Origin of the sequence: Mesobacillus subterraneus, assembly GCF_020524355.2 — a bacterium.
In the GTDB taxonomy this organism is placed as follows: domain Bacteria; phylum Bacillota; class Bacilli; order Bacillales; family Cytobacillaceae; genus Mesobacillus; species Mesobacillus subterraneus_C.
This window is the reverse complement of record NZ_CP129019.1, coordinates 1,387,368-1,408,098: the sequence shown is the minus strand read 5'-3', so window position 1 is coordinate 1,408,098 and position 20,731 is coordinate 1,387,368. Positions and strand designations below refer to the sequence as shown.

At 40.2% G+C, this 20,731-nt stretch carries 22 protein-coding genes and 1 pseudogene; 2 read left to right on the top strand and 21 right to left on the bottom strand.

Annotated features, from left to right (window positions below):
- Positions 1-8 precede the first annotated feature (8 nt).
- From msrB to rsgA, 3 genes and pseudogenes are all read right to left on the bottom strand, one after another.
- Positions 9-443 (bottom strand): peptide-methionine (R)-S-oxide reductase MsrB, encoded by a 435-nt coding sequence (gene msrB, locus LC048_RS07130; protein WP_306050473.1) that lies wholly within the window; start codon positions 441-443, stop codon positions 9-11.
- Positions 443-983, bottom strand: a pseudogene (msrA, locus tag LC048_RS07125) (peptide-methionine (S)-S-oxide reductase MsrA). Before msrA ends, msrB begins: the two are co-directional and overlap by 1 nt.
- 145 nt (positions 984-1,128) lie before the next feature.
- Positions 1,129-2,178, bottom strand: coding sequence for a ribosome small subunit-dependent GTPase A (gene rsgA / locus LC048_RS07120; RefSeq protein ID WP_306050470.1), 1,050 nt, complete (start codon positions 2,176-2,178; stop codon positions 1,129-1,131).
- A 360-nt stretch (positions 2,179-2,538) separates the two neighbouring features.
- On the opposite strand from rsgA, the gene LC048_RS07115 reads away from it, so the two are divergent.
- Entirely contained in the window at positions 2,539-3,300 is a 762-nt protein-coding gene (locus LC048_RS07115; protein WP_306049843.1) for a DUF4397 domain-containing protein, read from the top strand.
- 150 nt (positions 3,301-3,450) lie between these two features.
- On the opposite strand, the gene LC048_RS07110 is transcribed toward LC048_RS07115, so the two are convergent.
- From LC048_RS07110 to ilvA, 11 genes are all read right to left on the bottom strand, one after another.
- On the bottom strand, positions 3,451-4,035 hold the full coding sequence (locus tag LC048_RS07110) for a YpmS family protein (protein WP_226602353.1): 585 nt from the start codon (positions 4,033-4,035) through the stop codon (positions 3,451-3,453).
- 35 nt (positions 4,036-4,070) lie between these two features.
- Positions 4,071-4,883 carry an SGNH/GDSL hydrolase family protein gene (locus LC048_RS07105; protein ID WP_226602352.1) on the bottom strand — a complete coding sequence of 271 codons (813 nt, stop codon included), beginning with the start codon at positions 4,881-4,883 and terminating at the stop codon, positions 4,071-4,073.
- Between the two features lie 194 nt (positions 4,884-5,077).
- On the bottom strand, positions 5,078-5,662 hold the full coding sequence (locus LC048_RS07100; RefSeq protein ID WP_371932007.1) for an SCO family protein: 585 nt from the start codon (positions 5,660-5,662) through the stop codon (positions 5,078-5,080).
- 98 nt (positions 5,663-5,760) lie between these two features.
- On the bottom strand, positions 5,761-6,723 hold the full coding sequence (locus LC048_RS07095; RefSeq protein WP_226602379.1) for a nucleoside hydrolase: 963 nt from the start codon (positions 6,721-6,723) through the stop codon (positions 5,761-5,763).
- 82 nt (positions 6,724-6,805) lie between these two features.
- Positions 6,806-8,128, bottom strand: a complete 1,323-nt coding sequence (locus tag LC048_RS07090; RefSeq protein WP_306049841.1) for an ATP-binding protein — start codon at positions 8,126-8,128, stop codon at positions 6,806-6,808.
- Positions 8,128-8,436, bottom strand: a complete 309-nt coding sequence (locus LC048_RS07085; protein ID WP_306049839.1) for a hypothetical protein — start codon at positions 8,434-8,436, stop codon at positions 8,128-8,130. Before LC048_RS07085 ends, LC048_RS07090 begins: the two co-directional genes overlap by 1 nt.
- A gap of 163 nt (positions 8,437-8,599) precedes the next feature.
- Positions 8,600-9,442, bottom strand: coding sequence for a DegV family protein (locus LC048_RS07080; RefSeq protein ID WP_226602350.1), 843 nt, complete (start codon positions 9,440-9,442; stop codon positions 8,600-8,602).
- A 208-nt stretch (positions 9,443-9,650) separates the two neighbouring features.
- Positions 9,651-9,902 carry a DUF2535 family protein gene (locus LC048_RS07075; protein WP_226602349.1) on the bottom strand — a complete coding sequence of 84 codons (252 nt, stop codon included), beginning with the start codon at positions 9,900-9,902 and terminating at the stop codon, positions 9,651-9,653.
- 247 nt (positions 9,903-10,149) lie between these two features.
- Positions 10,150-10,923, bottom strand: coding sequence for a twin-arginine translocase subunit TatC (gene tatC, locus LC048_RS07070; protein WP_226602348.1), 774 nt, complete (start codon positions 10,921-10,923; stop codon positions 10,150-10,152).
- A 102-nt stretch (positions 10,924-11,025) separates the two neighbouring features.
- Positions 11,026-11,229: a twin-arginine translocase TatA/TatE family subunit gene (locus LC048_RS07065; protein WP_023627655.1), complete on the bottom strand. Its 204-nt coding sequence runs from the start codon at positions 11,227-11,229 to the stop codon at positions 11,026-11,028.
- A 172-nt stretch (positions 11,230-11,401) separates the two neighbouring features.
- A complete protein-coding gene (ilvA, locus tag LC048_RS07060) occupies positions 11,402-12,670 on the bottom strand; it encodes a threonine ammonia-lyase IlvA (protein WP_226602347.1) in 1,269 nt (422 codons plus the stop codon).
- Positions 12,671-12,833: 163 nt separating this feature from the next.
- Between ilvA and LC048_RS07055 the strand changes: the two genes are divergently transcribed.
- The gene (locus LC048_RS07055; protein WP_226602346.1) at positions 12,834-13,055 is read left to right on the top strand and encodes a hypothetical protein; all 222 of its coding nucleotides are present in this window, start codon (positions 12,834-12,836) and stop codon (positions 13,053-13,055) included.
- An 84-nt stretch (positions 13,056-13,139) separates the two neighbouring features.
- Here the strand turns inward: LC048_RS07055 and LC048_RS07050 are convergent, their stop codons facing one another.
- The 7 genes from LC048_RS07050 to LC048_RS07020 all read right to left on the bottom strand — a co-directional run bounded on the left by LC048_RS07050 (position 13,140) and on the right by LC048_RS07020 (position 20,622).
- The gene (locus LC048_RS07050) at positions 13,140-13,871 is read right to left on the bottom strand and encodes a lysophospholipid acyltransferase family protein (RefSeq protein ID WP_226602345.1); all 732 of its coding nucleotides are present in this window, start codon (positions 13,869-13,871) and stop codon (positions 13,140-13,142) included.
- Between the two features lie 340 nt (positions 13,872-14,211).
- Positions 14,212-14,700 carry a dihydrofolate reductase gene (locus tag LC048_RS07045; RefSeq protein WP_226602344.1) on the bottom strand — a complete coding sequence of 163 codons (489 nt, stop codon included), beginning with the start codon at positions 14,698-14,700 and terminating at the stop codon, positions 14,212-14,214.
- Positions 14,697-15,491 (bottom strand): thymidylate synthase, encoded by a 795-nt coding sequence (locus LC048_RS07040; RefSeq protein ID WP_226602343.1) that lies wholly within the window; start codon positions 15,489-15,491, stop codon positions 14,697-14,699. The genes LC048_RS07045 and LC048_RS07040 overlap by 4 nt, the downstream gene beginning before the upstream one ends.
- A 186-nt stretch (positions 15,492-15,677) precedes the next feature.
- Positions 15,678-16,334: an anthrax toxin lethal factor-related metalloendopeptidase gene (locus LC048_RS07035; protein ID WP_306049836.1), complete on the bottom strand. Its 657-nt coding sequence runs from the start codon at positions 16,332-16,334 to the stop codon at positions 15,678-15,680.
- Positions 16,335-16,557: 223 nt separating this feature from the next.
- Positions 16,558-17,652, bottom strand: coding sequence for a toxic anion resistance protein (locus LC048_RS07030; protein WP_371932049.1), 1,095 nt, complete (start codon positions 17,650-17,652; stop codon positions 16,558-16,560).
- Positions 17,653-17,665: 13 nt separating this feature from the next.
- A complete protein-coding gene (locus LC048_RS07025; protein WP_226602341.1) occupies positions 17,666-19,297 on the bottom strand; it encodes a YceG family protein in 1,632 nt (543 codons plus the stop codon).
- Positions 19,298-19,833: 536 nt separating this feature from the next.
- The gene (locus tag LC048_RS07020; RefSeq protein ID WP_226602340.1) at positions 19,834-20,622 is read right to left on the bottom strand and encodes a TerC family protein; all 789 of its coding nucleotides are present in this window, start codon (positions 20,620-20,622) and stop codon (positions 19,834-19,836) included.
- Positions 20,623-20,731 lie beyond the last annotated feature (109 nt).

Here is a 20,731-nt window from a genome sequence, read left to right as displayed (position 1 = left end):
TCTCTGGATTAATCCTGGAACAGCTTCAGATACTCCCCATATCCTTCCTCTTCCATTTTTTCTTTAGGAATAAACCTTAGTGCAGCCGAATTAATGCAATATCGCAAACCATTTTCTCCTGGTCCATCATCAAACACATAGCCCAAATGAGAATCTGCTGTTTTGCTCCGCACTTCAGTTCTGACCATAAAATGACTTCTGTCTTGTTTTTCAATGACTTCTTCATCAATAATTGGCTTAGTGAAGCTCAGCCAGCCGCATCCAGCATCATATTTATCTCTGGAACTAAATAATGCCTTGCCTGAGACGACATCGACGTAGATACCCTCTCTTAAGTCATTCCAATATTCATTCCTGAAAGGTGGTTCTGTCCCGTTATTTTGCGTAACCTCATACTGCATGGGAGTCAATTTTTTCTTTAACTCCGCTTGATTTTTTTTCATCATTGCTTTTCCCCCCAATGATTCTTAATAAAAGCTGAACGTCCTGAACCAACCTGATAAGCATTATATCTCTCTGGGTTTTTCTTATAATAATGCTGATGGTATGTCTCTGCAGGATAAAATGGTTTTGCTGGCAGGATTGGCGTTACGATCGGCTTCTTAAATACTCCGCTTTCCCCAAGCTTTTTTTTTCGATTCTTCTGCTAACTCTCTTTGGCTTTCATTATTATAAAAGATCGCGGTTTGGTATGATAGTCCCCTGTCGTAAAACTGCCCTCCAGGATCGGTCGGATCTATTTGCTGCCAGTATAGTTCCAGCAGCTTCTCATAAGGGAAAATGTCTGGATCGAAAGTGATTTGTACTGCTTCATAATGGCCAGTTGTCTCGCTGCACACCTGTTCATATGTAGGATTCTCAGTCGTGCCTCCAGTATAGCCGGAAACAACACTGACAATCCCCGGCTGCTCATCAAACGGCTTTACCATACACCAGAAGCAGCCTCCGGCAAATGTCGCAAGCTCATGATTACCTTTTTCCATAGTGACACCTCTTCTTTCATGCTTTGGATAAATGAATGAAAATACTCTACTCAAATACTTATTCCCTATTGTATATCTTTTAAAGCAAAAAACACATTCAGAATGCTTAATCAGTAAAAGCCCCTTCCAGAGAAGGAGCTTTTCATTATTTCTGTTTGTGCTTTGAATGATGGCGGACTTCCTTACTAATGTTTTTCCAGTGTTTCTTTTCTTCAGCTTGCGCCTTTTTATCCAGCTTCCTGTCAATATAGGCCAGTTCTTTTTGCAGCTTTTTATAGCTTACAAGCCTATTTTCACTGAGTAGACCTTCGCTAATGGCTGATCTCACCGCACAGCCTGGTTCGTTTAAATGACTGCAATCGCGAAATTTGCAGCCTTCAGCATATTCTTCAATATCACTGAAGCTTTCCTTGATACCTTCCTCACTCGTCCAAAGCTGGATTTCCCTCATGCCCGGTGTGTCAATCAGTATCGCTCCTCCTGGAAGAAGAACCATTTCCCGATGGGTCGTAGTATGCTTGCCTTTATCATCTGTTTCCCTGATTTCCTGAACCAGCTGCTTTTCATATCCGGTGAAATAATTGACAAGACTTGACTTGCCGACTCCTGAAGAACCTATTAAGGTCACTGTTTTACCAGGAGCAAGATATGGTTGAAGCTCCTGAAGGCCCATTCCTTCAAGAACGCTTACTGCAATTACAGGGACCCCAATCGCCACGGCTGCAACCTGGTCTATTTTGGCATCTAGGTCTGTGGCTAAATCAGCTTTGCTTAAAATGATGACAGGGTTGGAACCACTTTCCCAAGCAAGCAGCAGGTAACGCTCAATCCTTCTTAAATTTAAATCATCATTAAGTGAGTTGACGATGAACACAGTATCAACATTCGCTGCGACTATTTGCTCCTCGGTAACATGACCGGCAGCCTTTCTGGAAAACTTGCTTTTACGCGGCAAGATTCCCTTGATAACCCCTTTCAATTCTCCTGGAGAAGTTTGCACGGCAACCCAGTCACCAACTGCTGGCAGGTCTTCACGCCCGACTGCCTCAAATGCTAATTTACCAGCTAGAGTACAAAGATATTCCCTATCTTCCAGCCATATCCTGTAACTATGCTTATGCTCTAACGCCACCCTGCCCAGTTTGAATCCATCAGGGTATTTTTCTATAAAGAGACTATTCAATTCAGCCGTCATTCCAATGTTTTTATTTGTTTTCAATTCTCATTTCCTCCATACTTTCCATAATATAAAAAAACCACAGGCACGCACAGCCCGTGGTTCATAAGCATGGAGAAAAAAAGACTAATAGTCTGTTGATCCGCTTAGGTTAGTGGGACGTGCAACAAGTAACCAACATCATCAATACATTTAACTTCCTGCTCATTGCACTCCACCTGCCTCTCGTTAAGTTATTTATAGTATATGGAAAAACATTCCGCTTGTAAAGCTTAAATTCAAACTTTTTAGAATAGCCATTGAAGCTGTTTCGCACCTATTGCGCCCAAATTGCATATTTTACATTTGAGCATTCATTAAAATTTAGGAGTGAGGGGTATGTCCAATAGGAACCAGAGTGATTACCTGCATAAAGCGGTCATGTATGATTTGTTGGCTAATTATTATAAATATCTTGACCCAAATAGGCACGTCATGTATTACCACAAACACCTGCGCAATATAAATAAGGCTGTCCAGTCAATGCGCTCTCATACGGTACCGGTTAGTCAATCCAACACATTACCATCCATGTTGCGTTTTTTGCACGCATCCCCAGAGGTGGAGGACGTCGATATTTATGTAAATGGCAGCAGAGTGCTCCGCGACTTCAGTTATAAAACGAACAGCAGCCACATGCAGCTACAGCCAGGAAAATATCAGATCGACATCTATCCTGCAGGAGATAGTGTTTCTACTGTAATCAGTAAAAAGATTACGGTAGAACCAGGGCGGATTTATACAGCTGCCATTGCCGGACCAGCCAATAAGCTAAGGCTGCTAACATTTGAAGACAACCCGCAGACACCTGTAGGAGAAACTAAAGCCCGATTTATCCACCTATCCCCTGACGCTCCTGCTGTAGACATCGCAGGGAAAAATGGTGATGTAATTTTCCCGAACGTATCTTATAAACAGGCAACAACCTATCTGGCCCTGACCCCAATGACCGTCACGCTAGAAGCAAAAATAGCCGGTACTAAGAATACGGTTGTTACGATTCCTGATGTGAAATTGGAGCCAAACAATGCCTACACAATCGTCGCGGTGGGCACTGCTAAAGGGGAACCGCCAATAGAAGTAATTTTATTGCAAGGATAAAGAGGCCGGTCGCCCGGCCTGACTTTTTTTTCTGCACTTCTTCATTTGGCCTACCAATCTATTCTTTTCTAGTTTTACTCCCTCAATTTAATAACATTTCCTTTCCTTTCCGAAACCAAAAAATAAAAAGAAGGCACCATAAAGTACCTTCTAATCCGCTGGAACCAGCAGGGTGAATTTAATATTGTCCTTTTTCAAATCAAACTTATTCACACGAACCTTGATATCACTTTTCAGCTTCAGTCTCTGCATAGATACATATACTCTTTCTTCCTTTGGCTGGATATTGACAGCATCCGGCATATCATAACTGTCACGAACAAATTTGAGTACGGTTGATACAGGAAGATTGAGTTTCCCCACTGAAATGGATCTCTGGTTCAAAATTAAATCACCATTCTTCAACGCTTGCGGTTCAAAGGTCAACTTCAATTCCAGTTCTTGACTGAAAAGTGGCAGCGTCCCATATAATTCAACTTCATCAGTAAGCAATACTTCGTAATTAATCTGACTGTTTTTTGCTTCTTCTTCTAAGTAATGGTTGATTACTTTGTTTAAGTCACGTTTGTTTGTCGAGACATTAAAAGCTACATCATCCGTTCCAGAGCCATTCGCTCCTTCTTCTAATTTTGTTTCCTCCAGTGGTGATGCTATAAGTATCCAAATTAACAGGATGGCTGCAATCATGACACCCAATAGAATAAAAAATCCGATTTTCCATTTATTTTTTTTCATTTATCTTTGTAACTCCTCTTCCCAATCTTTGGACCTTAATAAGACATGTAGTCGATGACCTGTTCATCAAGGATTTCATAGATCCTATCAGCAATTAATTGGTATCCCCGGTCATTTGGGTGAAAATAATCAGTATATAACAGATTTTCTTCATAATTACGAAAAATATCATCAATATCGACAAAGTAGGCATTCCCATCCTGCTTAACTATCGAAAGGCTTTCACCGTTCCACTCGTCAACTATTAAATTCATTTCCTTAACATCTGCAAACCAATTGTAAAATGGATTGTAGAGCCCGACTAAAACGATCGGTGCTTCTTGATTTTGGATTCGAATTGACATGAAAATTTCCTGCAGCTGCATAGCGAATAATTTTTGTTCTGTTTTGAATTGATTTAGTTTTAGGCTTGAGAAATTCTCTTTGACAACCTTCATCAAATCATTCCCGCCGATTGTTAACAAAATCAAGTCGGCTTCTTCAATAGAAGATTGTACATTTTTGTTTTTCAGTCTCTTAAGAAGCTGGTCGGTCCTATTGCCCCGCACTCCAAAATTCTCGAAATTCGCATTCTTTATTGTCTTTTCTTTTTCAAGCTGCTCAGCAAGATATGGGATATATCCCCCACCATTCGTACTGTCTCCAACACCCTGTGTCAGCGAATCTCCTGCAGCAACAATATGCAAATCCTTTGGAAAAAATGAAGTCGGCAATGGTTCCTTGATTTCCATTCCTGTTTCCTTGACCTTATTGAAGTTCCCTATTTGCAAACTTTCAAACTGACTGCAGGATCCTAATATTATGACAATTGCCAGTACAGCATAAAGTAAGGTGAATTTCTTCAACAATATTCATCACCTGCCTTTAAAAGTATTATTATTATAACATTTAATGCCACTTCAGGTGTTACTTACGCATTTTTGCTCTCTTTATCTTTGTTGGCGGTCTTACAAACGCATTTTGGAGGTCGGAATGATTATTTAATTTGTTCAAACTCGTGATGCTTATTCCTCGACCCAAAAAAACAGGCCACAAATGTGGCCTATTGAAGTGCTTTAATATCTTCAATTATTTGTTCAAAAGGAACTTCCTTCAATCCGGTATAATATTTCCTCATATCCCCGTTTTGATCGACAAGATAAAAATCAGTACCATGAATGACCTGATCTCCTGTTTCCGGTTTCTTGACAAGAGTCTTAAAATTCTCAAGCGCGAATTTTTCTATTTCCTCTTGTGTATATCCTGTAAGGAACGACCAGTTCTTGAAATCAACATTGAACTTCTTGCCATATTCCATAAGTGCCTCAGGATTGTCCACCGAAGGGTCTACACTGAAGGAAACAATCTCCACGTCCTTAAGCCCCTCTTCTTCAATCATATCCTGAAGCTTCGACATATTCGCTGTCATTGGCGGGCATACATCGGCACAATTCGTGAAAATAAAGCTTGCCATCCAGACTTGTCCTTCTAAATCCGCTTTGCTAAATGGTTCACCATCTTGATTCGTGAAAGTAAAATCCTCAACAGGATAGTTTTTTGCATCCTTTAATCCGCTGTTTCCACAGCCCGCAGCAAAGATGACTAATGCTGCAAGCATGAGTAGTGTAAAAACCTTTTTCAAAATCATCACCTGCAATCTTTCGAATAATGTCCATAGACAATTTTAGCAGACGCATTTGAGAGAAGAAAGAAAAAGGTATGAAAGAAGTGTGAATTTATCATCATTTACCTTGTGCCATTGTGAACTTGTGAATTTTTCATCGTAGTGAAGAAATCTTTGCTGAACTCTGTATAACTGAAGTTAACAGCCACTTTATGAGCTGGATATTCAGCTTTATCTATTGAATTCCTGAAATCCCCAATGCTTTGACCAAATGCCTCCCCTTTATTTACGACAATTTTAACCGGGATTTCATGGTAAACCACATGCGATTCTTTTACCAGCGCCCATAATGTAAGAACATCGTGAAGAGGGGCACCCGTCAAATCCGGATTTCGTTCTTTATAAAACTTATAGTAATAATCGAACATTGGCCTCACCAGCTTTCCTACTTCACTTCCGATAGTTTGGTAATATCTATCTAACTCATTGATCAATGCCGGCGTCACGATCGCTCCACTTGTCACATTAAGCGGAATGATTTTCACAGGTGGTTTTGCCTGTGTCAATACAATATTTGCTGCATAGGGATCTCCGTAGAAATTTGCTTCAGCCACTGGCGTCACATTCCCAGGTTCGTTGAATGCACCGCCCATAATGTAAAAATCCTTTACTTTTTTCATCGTCTCAGGATATAGGATGAAAGCAGCCGCAAGTGATGATAGCCTTCCTACATTGACGATTATGATTTCATCAGGATTTTTTTCGATGATTCCCTGAATGCCATGGAAGTTTTCAAGTGTGTAATCTCCATCAATATCAGGGATGATTGGACCGAACCCTTCAGTGCCGTGGACTTCAGGGACAAATTCAGGCCGATCTCCTGTTAATGGCATTTCTGCACCCGCAAAAGCTGGAACATCAGGTCTCCCTGTAAGCTTTTGCAAATAAGCGGCATTTCGAAGAGCATCTTGTTTTGAAACATTACCATAATCGGCAACTACACCAACAAGTTCTATCTCCTTACTAAAAAATGCGTATATGACAGCAATATTGTCATCTATCCCAAAATCACTAAAAAAAAGCACTTTTTTCAAGTCCGGGCACCTCCTTTATAAATTATACTTAGGTCTTTGAAAATAATGGCAAAAATTTAAAAAACCCTGAATTTTACTCAGGGTCTTCTGTAAAGATCGGGACCATTATCTCAAACGTGGTACCTTCACCTTTTTTGCTTGATACCTTTATCTGTCCTTTCATTCTTTCAACAATCTGGTAGCATACCATCAGCCCCATGCCTGTTCCCCGTTCCTTCAAAGAATAAAAAGCCGTTCCTAGTCTTGAAATCTCCTCCGCAGTCATCCCGGTGCCCGTATCCTTGATGACAAAAACACCGAAACTTCCTTGCTCCTCAAGCGTCACGCAAAGCTTTCCACCCTCACCCATAGCCTCAATGCCATTTTTCAGGATATTGATAAGAACTTGTTTCAATTCACTTTTATTGCCCTTTATTTTCACCTGATTCTTGATTTCAGTATGCAAAGAAATGTTTTTCGACATCATGGCGTAAGAGCTCATCAGATCCATTACTTGCTCCGCCATCTCACGGCCATCGATGATAACAAGTTTACCAACATCAGGTTTAGCTAGACTCAAATAGTCATTGATGATTGTCTCCGCCCTATTCAACTCTTCAATCATAAGCTTTAAATACATATGATCTTCCTCAGCCATTTCTTTTGAAAGGAAAATTTGCAGAAAACCTTTCACAACAGTCATGGGATTTCTGATTTCATGGGCAACAGAGGCAGCCAGCTGGCCTATTGCGTTCATTTTCTCCGCACGCTGAAGCTCCTGCTGAAGTTTTGTATGTTCATATATATCTTCCATTGTGTTTATTGCTTCTTCTAATAAGAGCGACTCCTTATCCTCCAGGTGTGTTTGGCCCAGCTGCTTTGATGCGGCTGACACCCTCTCGAATAGCTGGGAGAGCTGGGAAGCCATTTCATTGAATTTTTCGCTCAATAAACTTAACTCTGATTGATCATGCACTGGCAGTTTGACGGTGAAATTTCCAGAACTGATCTCTTTGATGCCAAAAAACAAATCATCTACCGGTTTCATGACCTTCCTAAGTCCCCAATGCAGGATTATATACACAACAGCCAGGATGGCCGCCATCTCCAATAATAACAGCAAGAGTATTTCCATTTGGTTTTCCTTGATGATGGATGCCTTTGCATCTATTCCAAGAATGGCCACCACATTTCCACTGTTATCTGTAATTGGGGCGAAGGATGAAACCCAAGATCCGTATTGATCAGTGAATACATCTGTACTCGTTATTGTCTTATTTTCCCTTGTATTTCGATATGCACTTATAAATTCTTCACCTGCATCATAATACATCAGGGAATCAAATGAGTAATCCCTGTAAATATCAGATGCAGAAAGGATATACACCTTCTGATTTGGGTATTCTTCAGGCAGCATTACATAGAATTTGCCCCGAGGAATGACGAACTCTTATCTCCCACCATAGTCAAAAGCTTCTCAAGACGCTTGATTGAAGGGTCTGACTTATCCCGTAATTCATCAGCTTTTCTAACATCCTCTGGATCAATTGTAGCTGACCAAATTCCTGCGACTCCTTCAACTTTGTCAGCCATTTGAGTCTTCAATTGTTTTGACTGCAGGTAGAAGCTCGTACCCATTATCAATACGACGACAACCGTTGTGATCATAAATGAGAACATTAGTATCTTTTTGAATAATGGCAGGTTCATTACGTTTAGCTTCATATTTTCGTTGTCACGTTCCGTTCTATGCTAAAGTGAATATTTTCAAATATTCGACATAATCCTTTGAATATCCTGTATTTTTAAAAAACTTTGAGTGATCAAAAACAACAAAAAAGCCCTGAAATTTTAAAATTCAGGACTTGAACGATTTTTTCTTATTCAATTATTCAAAGTAATACATGAACCCAATAGCGCCTGGTCCAGTATGAGTACTTACAATTGGCGTTGTTTCTTCAATGGAATAGTCTTCATATCCGGAAATCTCAAAAACAGCTTCTTTCACTTTCTCAGCGAGGCCTATTCCCTCTGCATGGGTAAGCCCTACCCCTTTAATGGATTTCCCTTTAATATCTGCGGCAAATTGATCTGAAAGGTATTTTACAACTTGCTTATGGCTTCTTGCTTTAGAGACAGGAGTATATTCTCCACCTTCGAGTGACGCAATTGGTTTAATATTTAATAATGAGCCAATCATTGCTTTTCCTTTGCCTATCCGTCCTCCCTTAACTAAGTTCTCAAGGGTATCCACGACGACAAAAAGGCGGGTTTGTTCTCTTATCTCATCCAGCCTTGTTACTATTTGTTCAACTGTTTTACCGGCAGCGGCCATCTGGGCAGCCTCAAGAACTTGAAATCCTAAAGCTTTCGAAATAAAGCGGGAATCAACCACATTTACCTTAGCACTAGTCATTTGGGCAGCACTTTCTGCAGAACGTACTGTACCGCTCATACCACCTGTCATATGTATAGAAATAATTTCAAACCCATCCGCAGCCAACTCGTCATACACCTTCAAAAATTCCCCCGCAGGCGGCTGCGAGCTCTTTGGCAATTCTGGAGCAGCTTTCATCTTTTCCATGAATTCTTTTGGGCTGATATCCACTCTATCTAAATAATTTTCACCATTAATAGAAATCGATAACGGGACAACGATAATTCCCCATTTTTCAATGATGTCACCATTCAAATCACAAGTAGAATCAGTTACAATCTTAATCTTAGCCATAAATTCACATCCCTATCAAAACACTAGATTATGACTATTATACCTATTATGAAATGCAAATAAAAATATTTACATTCGTTCCTGTAATTTGTTTTAGAATGCTAGAATTTTAGTGAAAATAGACAATTTTCCGGATTTGTTTAGCCATAAAATCAAATCCGAAAAAAGAACAAAAGCGCCTTTGTCAAGGCGCTTCAAAAATGAATCATCAGGCGTTATTTTTCAATTCAGCCGATTTGAATAACTGCTCATAATCCGGCCACTTCATAACTCTTTTTAGATACTCTTTAAAAGAATAAAACATTTTTGCGTTTCTTTCCTGATAGATCGCTGTAATAAAAGTTTGCAAACGGACTTGGATCATAAAATAATAGGTGCTCTCTTCTTCCAACACAGGAATATCCACGACTTTAACCTTCTGTCCAACAACATTTTTGAACTCTAGGCTTTTGAATAACAAAATATCAATCCTCTTTTATACCCGTTTGAATATATTATACCCTAAATCAGGGTCGAAATGTGTCTGTTTACGGAGATAAAAATATTTTTTTTAAACTTTTTTGATGCCGATAACTTAGTATTCTTCATGAATTCCAAATGAAAAATATGGGTGCTTATAGAGATTTTGGTCACAGAAAAACGTGTGGAAATTCCACACGTTTGAATGTCTGTTTATGCTTGTTTTAGATCTTGATCCATATCCTTACTTACAAGGATGATTCCTCTTCGCTATCCTCGTCCATATCCCCATATTGCTCTTGCCATTCTTTTTCCTTCTTCAGCTTACGTTTGTAAACAAATTTGGATAAGTTCACGCTAATTTCATACAAAACCAGGAGCGGAATCGTAACCAGGATATCTGACATGAAATCAGGCGGTGAAATAACGACTGAAATGACAATCAAAATAAAGTAAGCATACTTCCTTACCTTAACAAGGACGTAAGGATTAATGACTCCCAAGGAAGTCAAAAACATGACGACAACCGGCAATTCGAACAGTACTCCAAATGGTAGGGTCATATTCATGATGAACTTGAAATACTTTTCTGCTGTAAAGTTCGTAACAAGCATATCCCCGCTAAGTTCCACGAGGAAATTCAGAACCGTCGGGAAAATCACAAAGTATCCAAAAGCAAGACCCACGAGGAATAATATAAATAAAGCCGGGATATACGAAAGTGATATTTTCCTTTCAATCGGCCTGAGTGCTGGTTTGACAAAAAGCCAAATCTGTGTGGCCAATACCGGAATCGTACCAGCAATCGCGATGATGGTGGCAAGCATGAAGTAAATCCATACGATATCACTTGGACCCAATACTATTAACTTTACGTCCAAATCCCGGACAAAAAAGTTATATATTTCCTTAACATAGAAGAAACCTATGCCAAAGAAAATAATGAATGCTACAGCCGAAACAATCAGCCTGTTCCGCAGCTCATCGAGATGATCCACCAGATTTAATTCTTTATCGTCCATATAACAATCCCCTGCCAATTCCGTTTGGTGCATTTCTTGAATAAAGCCTGTCTTTTATTAGCCTTTTAAGAAAAAAGGTGTAAGACATAAGCATCTTACACCTTATTTAGTAACTTTCGTAATTTCCTTCTTTTCTTCTTCGAAATCTTCCATTACGTCGCTTGTCAATTCACGAGTTGACTTCTTGAATTCACGAAGCGTCTGTCCAAATGCACGTCCGATTTCTGGAAGCTTCTTTGGTCCAAAGATAATCAAGGCTAATACAAGGATCAAAATTAGTCCAGGAACTCCGATGTTTGATAACATATCAACATCTCCTTTTTCATATTGTAAATCTACTATGATTATAGTACTTTTACTCCCCAAAGTGGAAGTATCACGTGAAAGTTCATAAGAAATTCACAAAGATCTAAGTAATCCAACAAAGTGTGACATTTCTTATTTTATAACATCTATCTTCAATTATCTATTATAAATATTATACCAGTAAATTAAACAGCTGATTGTCCTTATTCAATTCCATGAAGTCAAAACCCTTATTTTCCATACTGGCGATCAGTCTCGGGTAATCCTGCCTGTTCTTCAATTCAATTCCGACGAGAGCCGGACCGCTTTCTTTATTATTTTTCTTAGTGTACTCAAACCTTGTAATATCGTCCCCAGGCCCAAGTACGTTATCAAGGAATTCACGCAACGCACCTGCACGCTGCGGGAAATTAACAATAAAGTAATGCAGCAAACCTTCATGGAGGAGCGACCTTTCCTTAATCTCCTGCATCCTGCTGATATCGTTGTTGCCGCCGCTTACGATACATACAACTGACTTTCCTTTTATCTCATCACCGAGAAGATCCAGGGCAGCAATCGGCAATGCTCCTGCCGGTTCAGTTACAATCGCATGCTCATTATATAGCTCGAGAATAGATGTACACACTTTCCCTTCTGGAACTGCAACTAATCTCCCCACATTTTCCTTACAAATTTCAAATGTCTTACTGCCTACGCATTTTACAGCTGCTCCATCTACGAATGTATCAATTTGCTTTAGGGGAATAACACCATTTTGGTCAAAAGCAGCTCGCATGGAGGCTGCACCGCTAGGCTCAACTCCAACCAGTCTGGTGGTCGGCGATACGCTTTTTATATATGTACTCAATCCTGCCATTAAGCCGCCACCACCAATACTTGCGATGATATAGTCAACAGAATCCTGACAATCATTCAAGATCTCCACCGCAACAGTTCCCTGTCCGGCAATCACTTTTTCATCATCGAAGGGATGGATGAATTCCCTTCCTTCTTTTTGAGCACATAGCTGCGCCTCCCGATATGAATCATCGAATGTATCCCCGACCAGGACAATCTCGACGAACTCACGGCCGAACATTTCCACCTGGCTGACTTTTTGGCCAGGAGTTGTCGCTGGCATAAAAATTTTTCCGTTTACTTTCAGCTGCCGGCATGCATATGCTACACCTTGAGCATGATTACCTGCACTAGCGCATACCACACCATGATCAAGCCCTTTTTCCCACAATAACTTCATTGAATAATAAGCGCCCCTTAATTTAAATGAACGGACATGCTGCAAGTCCTCGCGCTTTAAATAAATATCAGCTTCATATTTTTCAGATAAACGCTCATTCAATTGCAATGGAGTATGGGCAACAACCTCTTTAAGATGCCGATAGGCAATTAGGATATCCTCTACACTTACCCACTTTTTCCTCATAGTATCTTGTTCCATTTTGTCACCCTCACTTTGAAAAAAATATTAATTTGTCCATTATAACATGAAAAAAACTAATGGCGATTGAATTTTTTAAATATTTAAAATTCTAGGCTTTCATGTTGAATAAAATGGTAGTAAAATAACATATAATAACGAAAATATGCTGGAGGGAATGAGAATGGAATTTTCACTAAACAGTTATGACGGGGCTTTGCCGGTAGAGGTAACACTAGATGAAGACAATGGCCGCTATATGATTCGCAAAAGTGATACGAGCGGAGAGTACTTCAATAGTCCGCTGGAAATGGTAAGATGGATTCGTGATAACTTTAAACCCGACGATTTTTGCATACCTGCAGAATTCACACAAATGATGAATAGCCTTTCACAATTCGAATAACAACTCCATGACATCATCCAGCCATTTTTTCTAAAAATGAACAGCCCCTGCGATAAGCAGGGGCTGTTGACATTTAAAGAATGATTATGAGGCAATTCTTTTTTCCTTACGGGATTGAAGGATGGTATCCCTTATTTCTTCCGCAAGGGAAATCAGCTCTTTATCTTTATAATGCTGTCTATAAACTGGAGGACTTACGATTACTTTTATTTTTGAAGGTTTGACAAGACGTCCATTTTTTTCAAATACATCTGCTGTGCCCTGGATTGAAATCGGGACTATCGGAACACCAGAATCTTTCGCAAGACGGAATCCGCCTGCTTTAAAAAGACCTACAGGAGCACCTTTGCTTCTAGTTCCTTCCGGGAAAATCACCAGTGAATTTCCTTTCTTTAAAAGTTCCACTCCTGACATAATTGAATCAGCAGCTTTGTCACGATTCTTCCTGTCAATAAAGACACAATTGATGGCTTCCATCCAGGAAGATAAAACCGGTACCTTCTTCACTTCTATTTTCGAAATGAATCCAAAAGGCTTTTCAATGGCGCCAAGAAGAACAGGTATATCAAAATTACTCTCATGGTTACTGGCAAACAGCACTGGACCTTCAGGAATGTGATGAAGTCCTTCTACCTCTATCTGCGATCCTGTGAGTGCCATGAAAGTTTTTGCCCAGTTTTTTGGTGTATCATGAATTAGTTGTCTTTTTATATCTGATTTCATATCATCCGGCAGTCTCTTTACTCGTGAAAGCCTTGGGAAGGTATATACAAGATAGCCGCCCATATACAAAAAACACGCAATTAATCGAAGCATTGGATCCTCCTAATGTTATTCTGTTGTCATTATAATGGATTAGATCAATCAAGACTATATACTTCAAATAATTTTTTCAGAATCACTGAGGATAATTTATTGATCGCATGCCTCGAAAAATTCGGAATTCTGCATAAGAAAAGCACAAGCGTCTTGGTTAGCCCCTACAAGCGCTGGAGGGTCGACCGGTGAAGTCGTTCTTTGACTTCACCTGAGGGGACCGAAGCGACTCGAGGGGCTAGGCGCTGGAGCTGGCTTCATGAATGAACCAGGATTCAATACTTTTCAAAAGTACTTACCTATTAATAAAGCAGCCCAATTATTATGGACTGCTTCGGCATTACTTCCGTTTATAAATCAAAAACTCATAATCGTAAGGATTTCTTTCATCCTTCAGTCCGATTTCCCTTGATTCAAGCTCCCATTTATCAATGTCGAACACCGGGAAAAACGTATCTCCTTCAAACTGATGATGAATCATTGTTAAATAAAGCTTGTCTGCCTCTGGTAGTACTTCCTTAAAAATTTCAGCTCCACCGATGACAAATATCTCTTCAGAGTTGTTCTCAGAGGCATAGGCTACCATTTCCTCTATTGAATGCATCACTGTGCAGCCCTCTGGATTGTAATTTTCATCCCGTGTAATGACAATATTTTCTCTGCCCGGGAGAGGCTTTCCAATCGAATCGAAGGTTTTCCTGCCCATAACAATCGGATGTCCCATCGTCACTCGCTTAAAGAACTTAAGGTCTTCCGGAAGCCTCCACGGTAGCTGGTTATGGTATCCGATGACTCGGTTTTCATCCATTGCCCAAATTAGTGATATCATACACTGACAACCCCTTTGATATGCGGATGCGCTTCATAATTGACCAACTCGAAGTCATCATATTTAAAATCAAATATGGATTTGACTTCAGGGTTGATTTTCATTTGTGGCAATGGCTTAGGATCACGGGTAAGCTGAAGTTTAACTTGCTCCACGTGGTTCGAGTATATATGAGTATCTCCGAAAGTATGAACGAACTCGCCTGGCTCCAGCTCACAGACATGGGCGACCATTAAGGTCAGCAGCGCATAGGAAGCGATGTTGAACGGCACGCCGAGAAACACATCTGCTGATCTTTGATACAACTGACAGGAAAGCTTGCCATCAGCTACATAAAACTGAAACATGCAATGGCATGGAGGCAACGCCATTTTATCGATTTCAGCTACATTCCAGGCATTGACAATCATCCTTCTGGAATCAGGGTTCGTTTTAATGGTATGAATCAATTCTGAAATCTGGTCTACCGTTTCTCCGTTTGCTCCTGTCCAAGAACGCCATTGTCTGCCATAGACCGGGCCCAATTCACCATTTTCATCTGCCCATTCATTCCAGATGCGGACCCCATTCTCCTGCAGGTATTTCACGTTTGTATCGCCATTCAGGAACCATAGAAGTTCATGGATGATTGATCGTAAGTGGAGCTTTTTGGTTGTTAGCAGCGGAAATCCATCCTGGAGGTTAAAGCGCATTTGATAGCCGAAAGTACTGATGGTACCAGTACCTGTCCGATCTTCTTTTTTTACACCAGTGTTCAAAACATGTTCGCAAAGTTCTAGATATTGTTTCATGAATTTCCCTGCCCTTCAAAACGTTGAATTTCTTTTTCCTATTTTAGCAAATAAATCAACTATGGTGGAAGGAATTCTATTATTACTTTGCTATGGATTGCGTATTTCCTGCCAAAACACCACTAAATAGCAAAAAAGGCCTACTTAAGGCCTTCGATATATTGATAAGTTTGCGGTGCAGCTTCCTCAAGCAGCTTGGCCCTGCAATCCGCCAATATAGAACATCGCAAAGCATTCCGCAAAGAATTCCTCCGGATAATCAAGGAAATAGGCACGGCCTGGGAAGAGCAGCCGACTTTCATGCTTCCAGATTTTCAAGAATCTTTCTTCATTCCTGATTCCTTCATAAACATGGCGGTCAAGAGAGTGTGCCAGCTCATGCAATTCGAGGTTTACCGATCCATGTCCCTTCCCTTTCTCACTGCTGCCAATCTTAACAAGTACGGTCCTTGAACCTCCAATACCCGGAACCTGATCCCAAGTTTTATCAGAGGTATAACCCCGCGGAACAATCCCCTTCAAGTGGCTTGCACTTGGATTATCGGTCAATCTCCCTTCAAATAACTTTACTTTAATATTGCTGTCTACCGCTTTAATGATCATACTTTCCGGCAGGAGCATAAGCCTATTGATAATCCGGGCTGCTTCCCCTTGATCAAAGTCCTTTTCTGGCAGAACAATCAACTTACCGGCAAGATGGACGGTATCTGGCTGAAGCGATTCATATAGCAGAGATTGTTTAGGATACTCATATAAAAAAATGCCATCCATATTGGCATTGGAACTGCCAAGTAGTGATAAGGAAAGTATGATAACAACGAATATTTGAAAAATCCTTCGCATTTATTATCCCCTTTCCTGAAGTGTTTTTTCGAAGATGCAATAAGGGATGATGGAGTGTAATTATCGAGGAAAACATATTTATATTATTCTATTAAATTATAACATATGGTTGCTTGCCTGCAGGCTGAGAATTTCAGGAAATGCTTACGAATCCTCCATTATTTTTCGATAAAAAAAAACTCATCCAATTCTATATTCGGATGAGTCAGTCTGGTTTTAACAGCTATTGCAGCTTACTATTTTTATATTTTTTTTGCAGCTCTTGCAATCGTTGCCTTCCTTCTTCACGCAGCCGATTGTTTTCTTCCTCAATGGCTTTTGTTTCTTTTATCCCCTTAAGGATTATATGAAAGCATTCTTCAATCGTCTCAATCTTTAATCCTGGTGCACCTGATAGTCGGGCAATATCCACACTCCGAGCAGCAATGTCCTTGGCATTTTTACTCATCATTTCATTGGTGCGTCGATCGAGCTCCTTCAGTGATTCAGCCACCAGTTTTTGTCTCTTTGCTGTAACAGCCTGTATTAAGCCGCTTTTAAAAATTGGAATGGTCGTGACAAATGCCGAGTTTATTTTGCCAATCAGCTTGGCATTTCCTCGCTGAAGCAGCTTTATTTGAGGTGCGGTCTGCAGTGCGACCAGCTTTGCCAATCCAAGGTCATAAATTCTTTGTTCAAGAAGCTCGATTGCATTCCTGAGTGAATCTAGTTCCATTGATGACATTGTATCTCCATTCAAAGCCTCTTGTTCAAGTGGTGGAAGCTTTGTTGTTTTCAGTTCATTCAGCTTAAGCTCACCAGCCACTACATATTTTTCTAGTGTCAGGTAATATTGGTGGTTCTGTTCATACATGCGTTCAAGCCTGGTTGTCGTTTCTGTCATTTCACTCTGGTATTTAGAGATTTCCACATATACCTTTTCGATGTCCTTCCCCATAGACTGGTATTTGCTATAAAGTCTATCTAGCATCTTTTCACTTCTCTTGAATAGCTTACTGAACAGACCACCTGAGGCTTTGTCGAAATCCTTTTTGTCAAACCGATCCATGATCTTCCCAAGCTGCATTAGTAACTGCCCTGAGTCCTCCACATTGTTCGTCCGCATTACGCCAAGGATTTGATCAGAGAAGCTGGAGATTTCAACAGCGGGCTCCTTGCCGTATTCGAGGATTTTAATGATATCGTGTTCATCAATGCTCCGTGCCAGATTCTGCACCTCAGGCTCATTCCGCAACGCCAGCTTTATATCAGAAGCTGGCTCTCTACTCAACCGTTCCTTAAGATTATCAATTGGGGAGCTGGCATTTTGACCATTGATAGGATTCATCAACTTAATCTCTCCTTAGGATTTTTAGGATACCTTGAAAAATAACTTTCTTAAATGCGGAAGGTTCCTTTAGCTCTTGTTCAAATACAACATCCTCGAGCCAGTGGGAAACGAATGCGCCATTTTCGATGTATTTTTCTATGTCACTGTGACCAGCCGGGTTATAAATGACCAAATCAACACCTAGTTGGTTTAATAACAGCAGAAGCGCAGCATCTGGTCTTGTCAGCGATCCATTGAGTTGATTATCAAAAACAATCAACTTTGGCACGTTCTGGGAGTAATCGAATTTCTGGAGCATTTTCAAAATGAATTCTGGAATCTGCATCGCCTGGTTGAACAAATATACCTTTACATCCTCCTCTTTCTCACTGTTTAGAGGCTTCAGCTTCGGTACGGCACAAGTATTTCTGATTGCTGAAGCAAGACCTTTCTGCAGTCCAGAAGGCAGGTGATTGTACTTCCAATAATGGGCACCTTCCATCTTTTCAATATTGAGCAGCCCGTCATAGTCCAATGACTTACGATAATGAAATCGGAAGTCATTGTTCGTACCAGGAGAAAATGGCAAACTTTTAACTAGATACGTATTTTCCTGCAAAATTAATCGATGGAGGCGGTTCCAATATTCACGGCGATTACTTGTGACGCCATTAATTTTTGCAAAAATGGCAGGAATCTTTACCGTTCTGTTCTCGACTTCAAAACAGGGTCTGATCATCGACTTTTCCCTGGCAACTATAAACAATTCGTCATACGTTGTCTTCAAGGTAATGGCATTAGGTACGTAATCTCTCAACTGCCATGGTTTATAAAAAACCGTTCCCTCATAGTTTAGGATTTTTTCAATTTCCTTAGATGCCCTGTATGCCACAGTAGTAGTCTGCAAACTTTTTTCAACAGGCAATGGCATTGGAACACCAGTCTCCGGAAAAGTATGGACAAATTCTCCCATCCTACCTAGCGGATCTAAGGCTAATACGTCATTTCCCGCCGGTGTGAAAGTAACCAGATCTCCTCCAAATTCAATCAGATAGTATAGAAGATACTGATGGCTTACCCTGTAGTTTCCATACCATAGAAAAGCAGGCATTCCCCCTTCAGGATCTGCTTTTGTCAAATGGCAGCTCAGATGGTGGGTGATCCATACTAGGACATCGTTAAGAACAGTGCCGAACTCTTTGCTCCCCAACCCACCTTTTTCATTTCTTAAATACATTTGGATCATTTTAACTGCCGCTACTCTTATCTGTTTCTTAATCAAGAGATTTTCTGAAATGGGCAGTAAATTTTCTTGATCCAGGAGTTCCACAAATTGGTATACTGACACATGCTTCTTATTACTAATTTCGGTAATTTTCTGGATAGATTTTAAATGATCATTTGATTTATTCAACAACAGATCGCTCAACAAGATTAGTCCATTGGAGTGAACATAGGCTTGCAATTGATGATAATACTCAACTTCATCATGCGGAATGCCTATAAAACTAGCTTTGACTTGGCCTATATGTATGTTAGCACCATCTTTTTTGTAAAATGGTCTCTCGCTTGCCGGAGTAGTTAACAGCTCGAGCCAGTTGTAAATTGTAACAGGCAATGGATGTAGTATTAATTTTTTCATTGACGAATACATAGAATCACTTCCCGCCGAGGACGATAATCTTAAATTAATGATTTAAATTGGCTGATTATACTAATTATCATAACATAGATGTTAAAACACCTATTGGGCTTGTAATAGCAGTACGGACTACCTGATCAAAAGTTTCAAGAAAGTTCATAAATACTGAATTTCACCTTTATCCCTGTCCATGCATATAGATGAATACTTAAACCTGGAAGGTGAATTCACATGCGATTTATTTTTAAAAGAGAGCCTATTAAGGATTTGCGGTTGGAGTTACGGAAGGTCATCCAGGCAATGTGCTCCGGTCATCTTGTTTTAGTTGATCTATTATTCTATTCACTTATTTTCACTGTCTTAATCCTCCCAGCAACCTCTCCTATCCTCCACTTCACAGGTACTTTTTTACTCATATATGTATCATTTGCCTGCATATTCTTATTTGTCAGAAGGACAGTTAGAGAAAACATTGATTTTCACGAAAAGTAGGATTCAAATTAGGAAAATTAAAAAAGGAACAGACCTGTATCCGTTCCTGTGTTCCTTTATTGGACATTCTTTTGCTGTTCGCTTGCTTCAGCTTTTTTGTTGTTCATGTAATGGATAACAAATGTTGCTGTAAACGTAATCAGCAACAGAATAAAGAAATGGGCATGCTCTATATGGATGCCAAAAACGCCAGCCAACATTTTTGCGGATATGATAAAAATCAGAATATACGCAGTCGTCTCCAGTTCAGGTATCTTTTCAATCAATCTAAGGAATACACCCGCAACTCCTCGCATCATCAAGACACCGAGCATACCTCCAAGAAGCAGGACCCACACTTCTTCGCTGATCCCCAAAGCAGCCAGTACACTGTCTACTGAGAACGCAATATCCATTAATTCTACTGCGGCAACCGTACCCCAAAATGTACCAAACAACCGGATCAGCAGTCCATTCTGATTGATTCCTGCAACTTCCTGGTCATCCTGACTCTTCTCTTTTTTCTTTTCAATAAAATATTTAATTGCCAGCCAGGCAAGATAGCCTGCGCCCAGTACTTTCACCCACCAGAATTCGATCAAATATACACCTATACCAATTGCGATAAACCTGAAGGCATATGCGCCCAATAATCCATAAAACAAAGCTCTTTTCCTCTGTTTATCCGGCAAGTGTTTGACCATCACAGCCAGCACCAGGGCGTTATCAGCAGATAAAAGCCCTTCGAGGATGACGAGTGTCCCGATTAGCCCCCAGCTGACAGGATCAGTTAAAACCTCAACCCACATATCCCAATTGAAAAACTGGACATAAGTATCAACAAATCCTTGAAATATGTCTGCCATTCTAGATGTTCCTCCCATTTTTTGGTTCTTAGGAATTGTATAGAAAAACCCAGCATCAGCCGGGCTTCTATAAAAACTTATTTCGTTTTCCTCAATTTAAGTCCTAAAT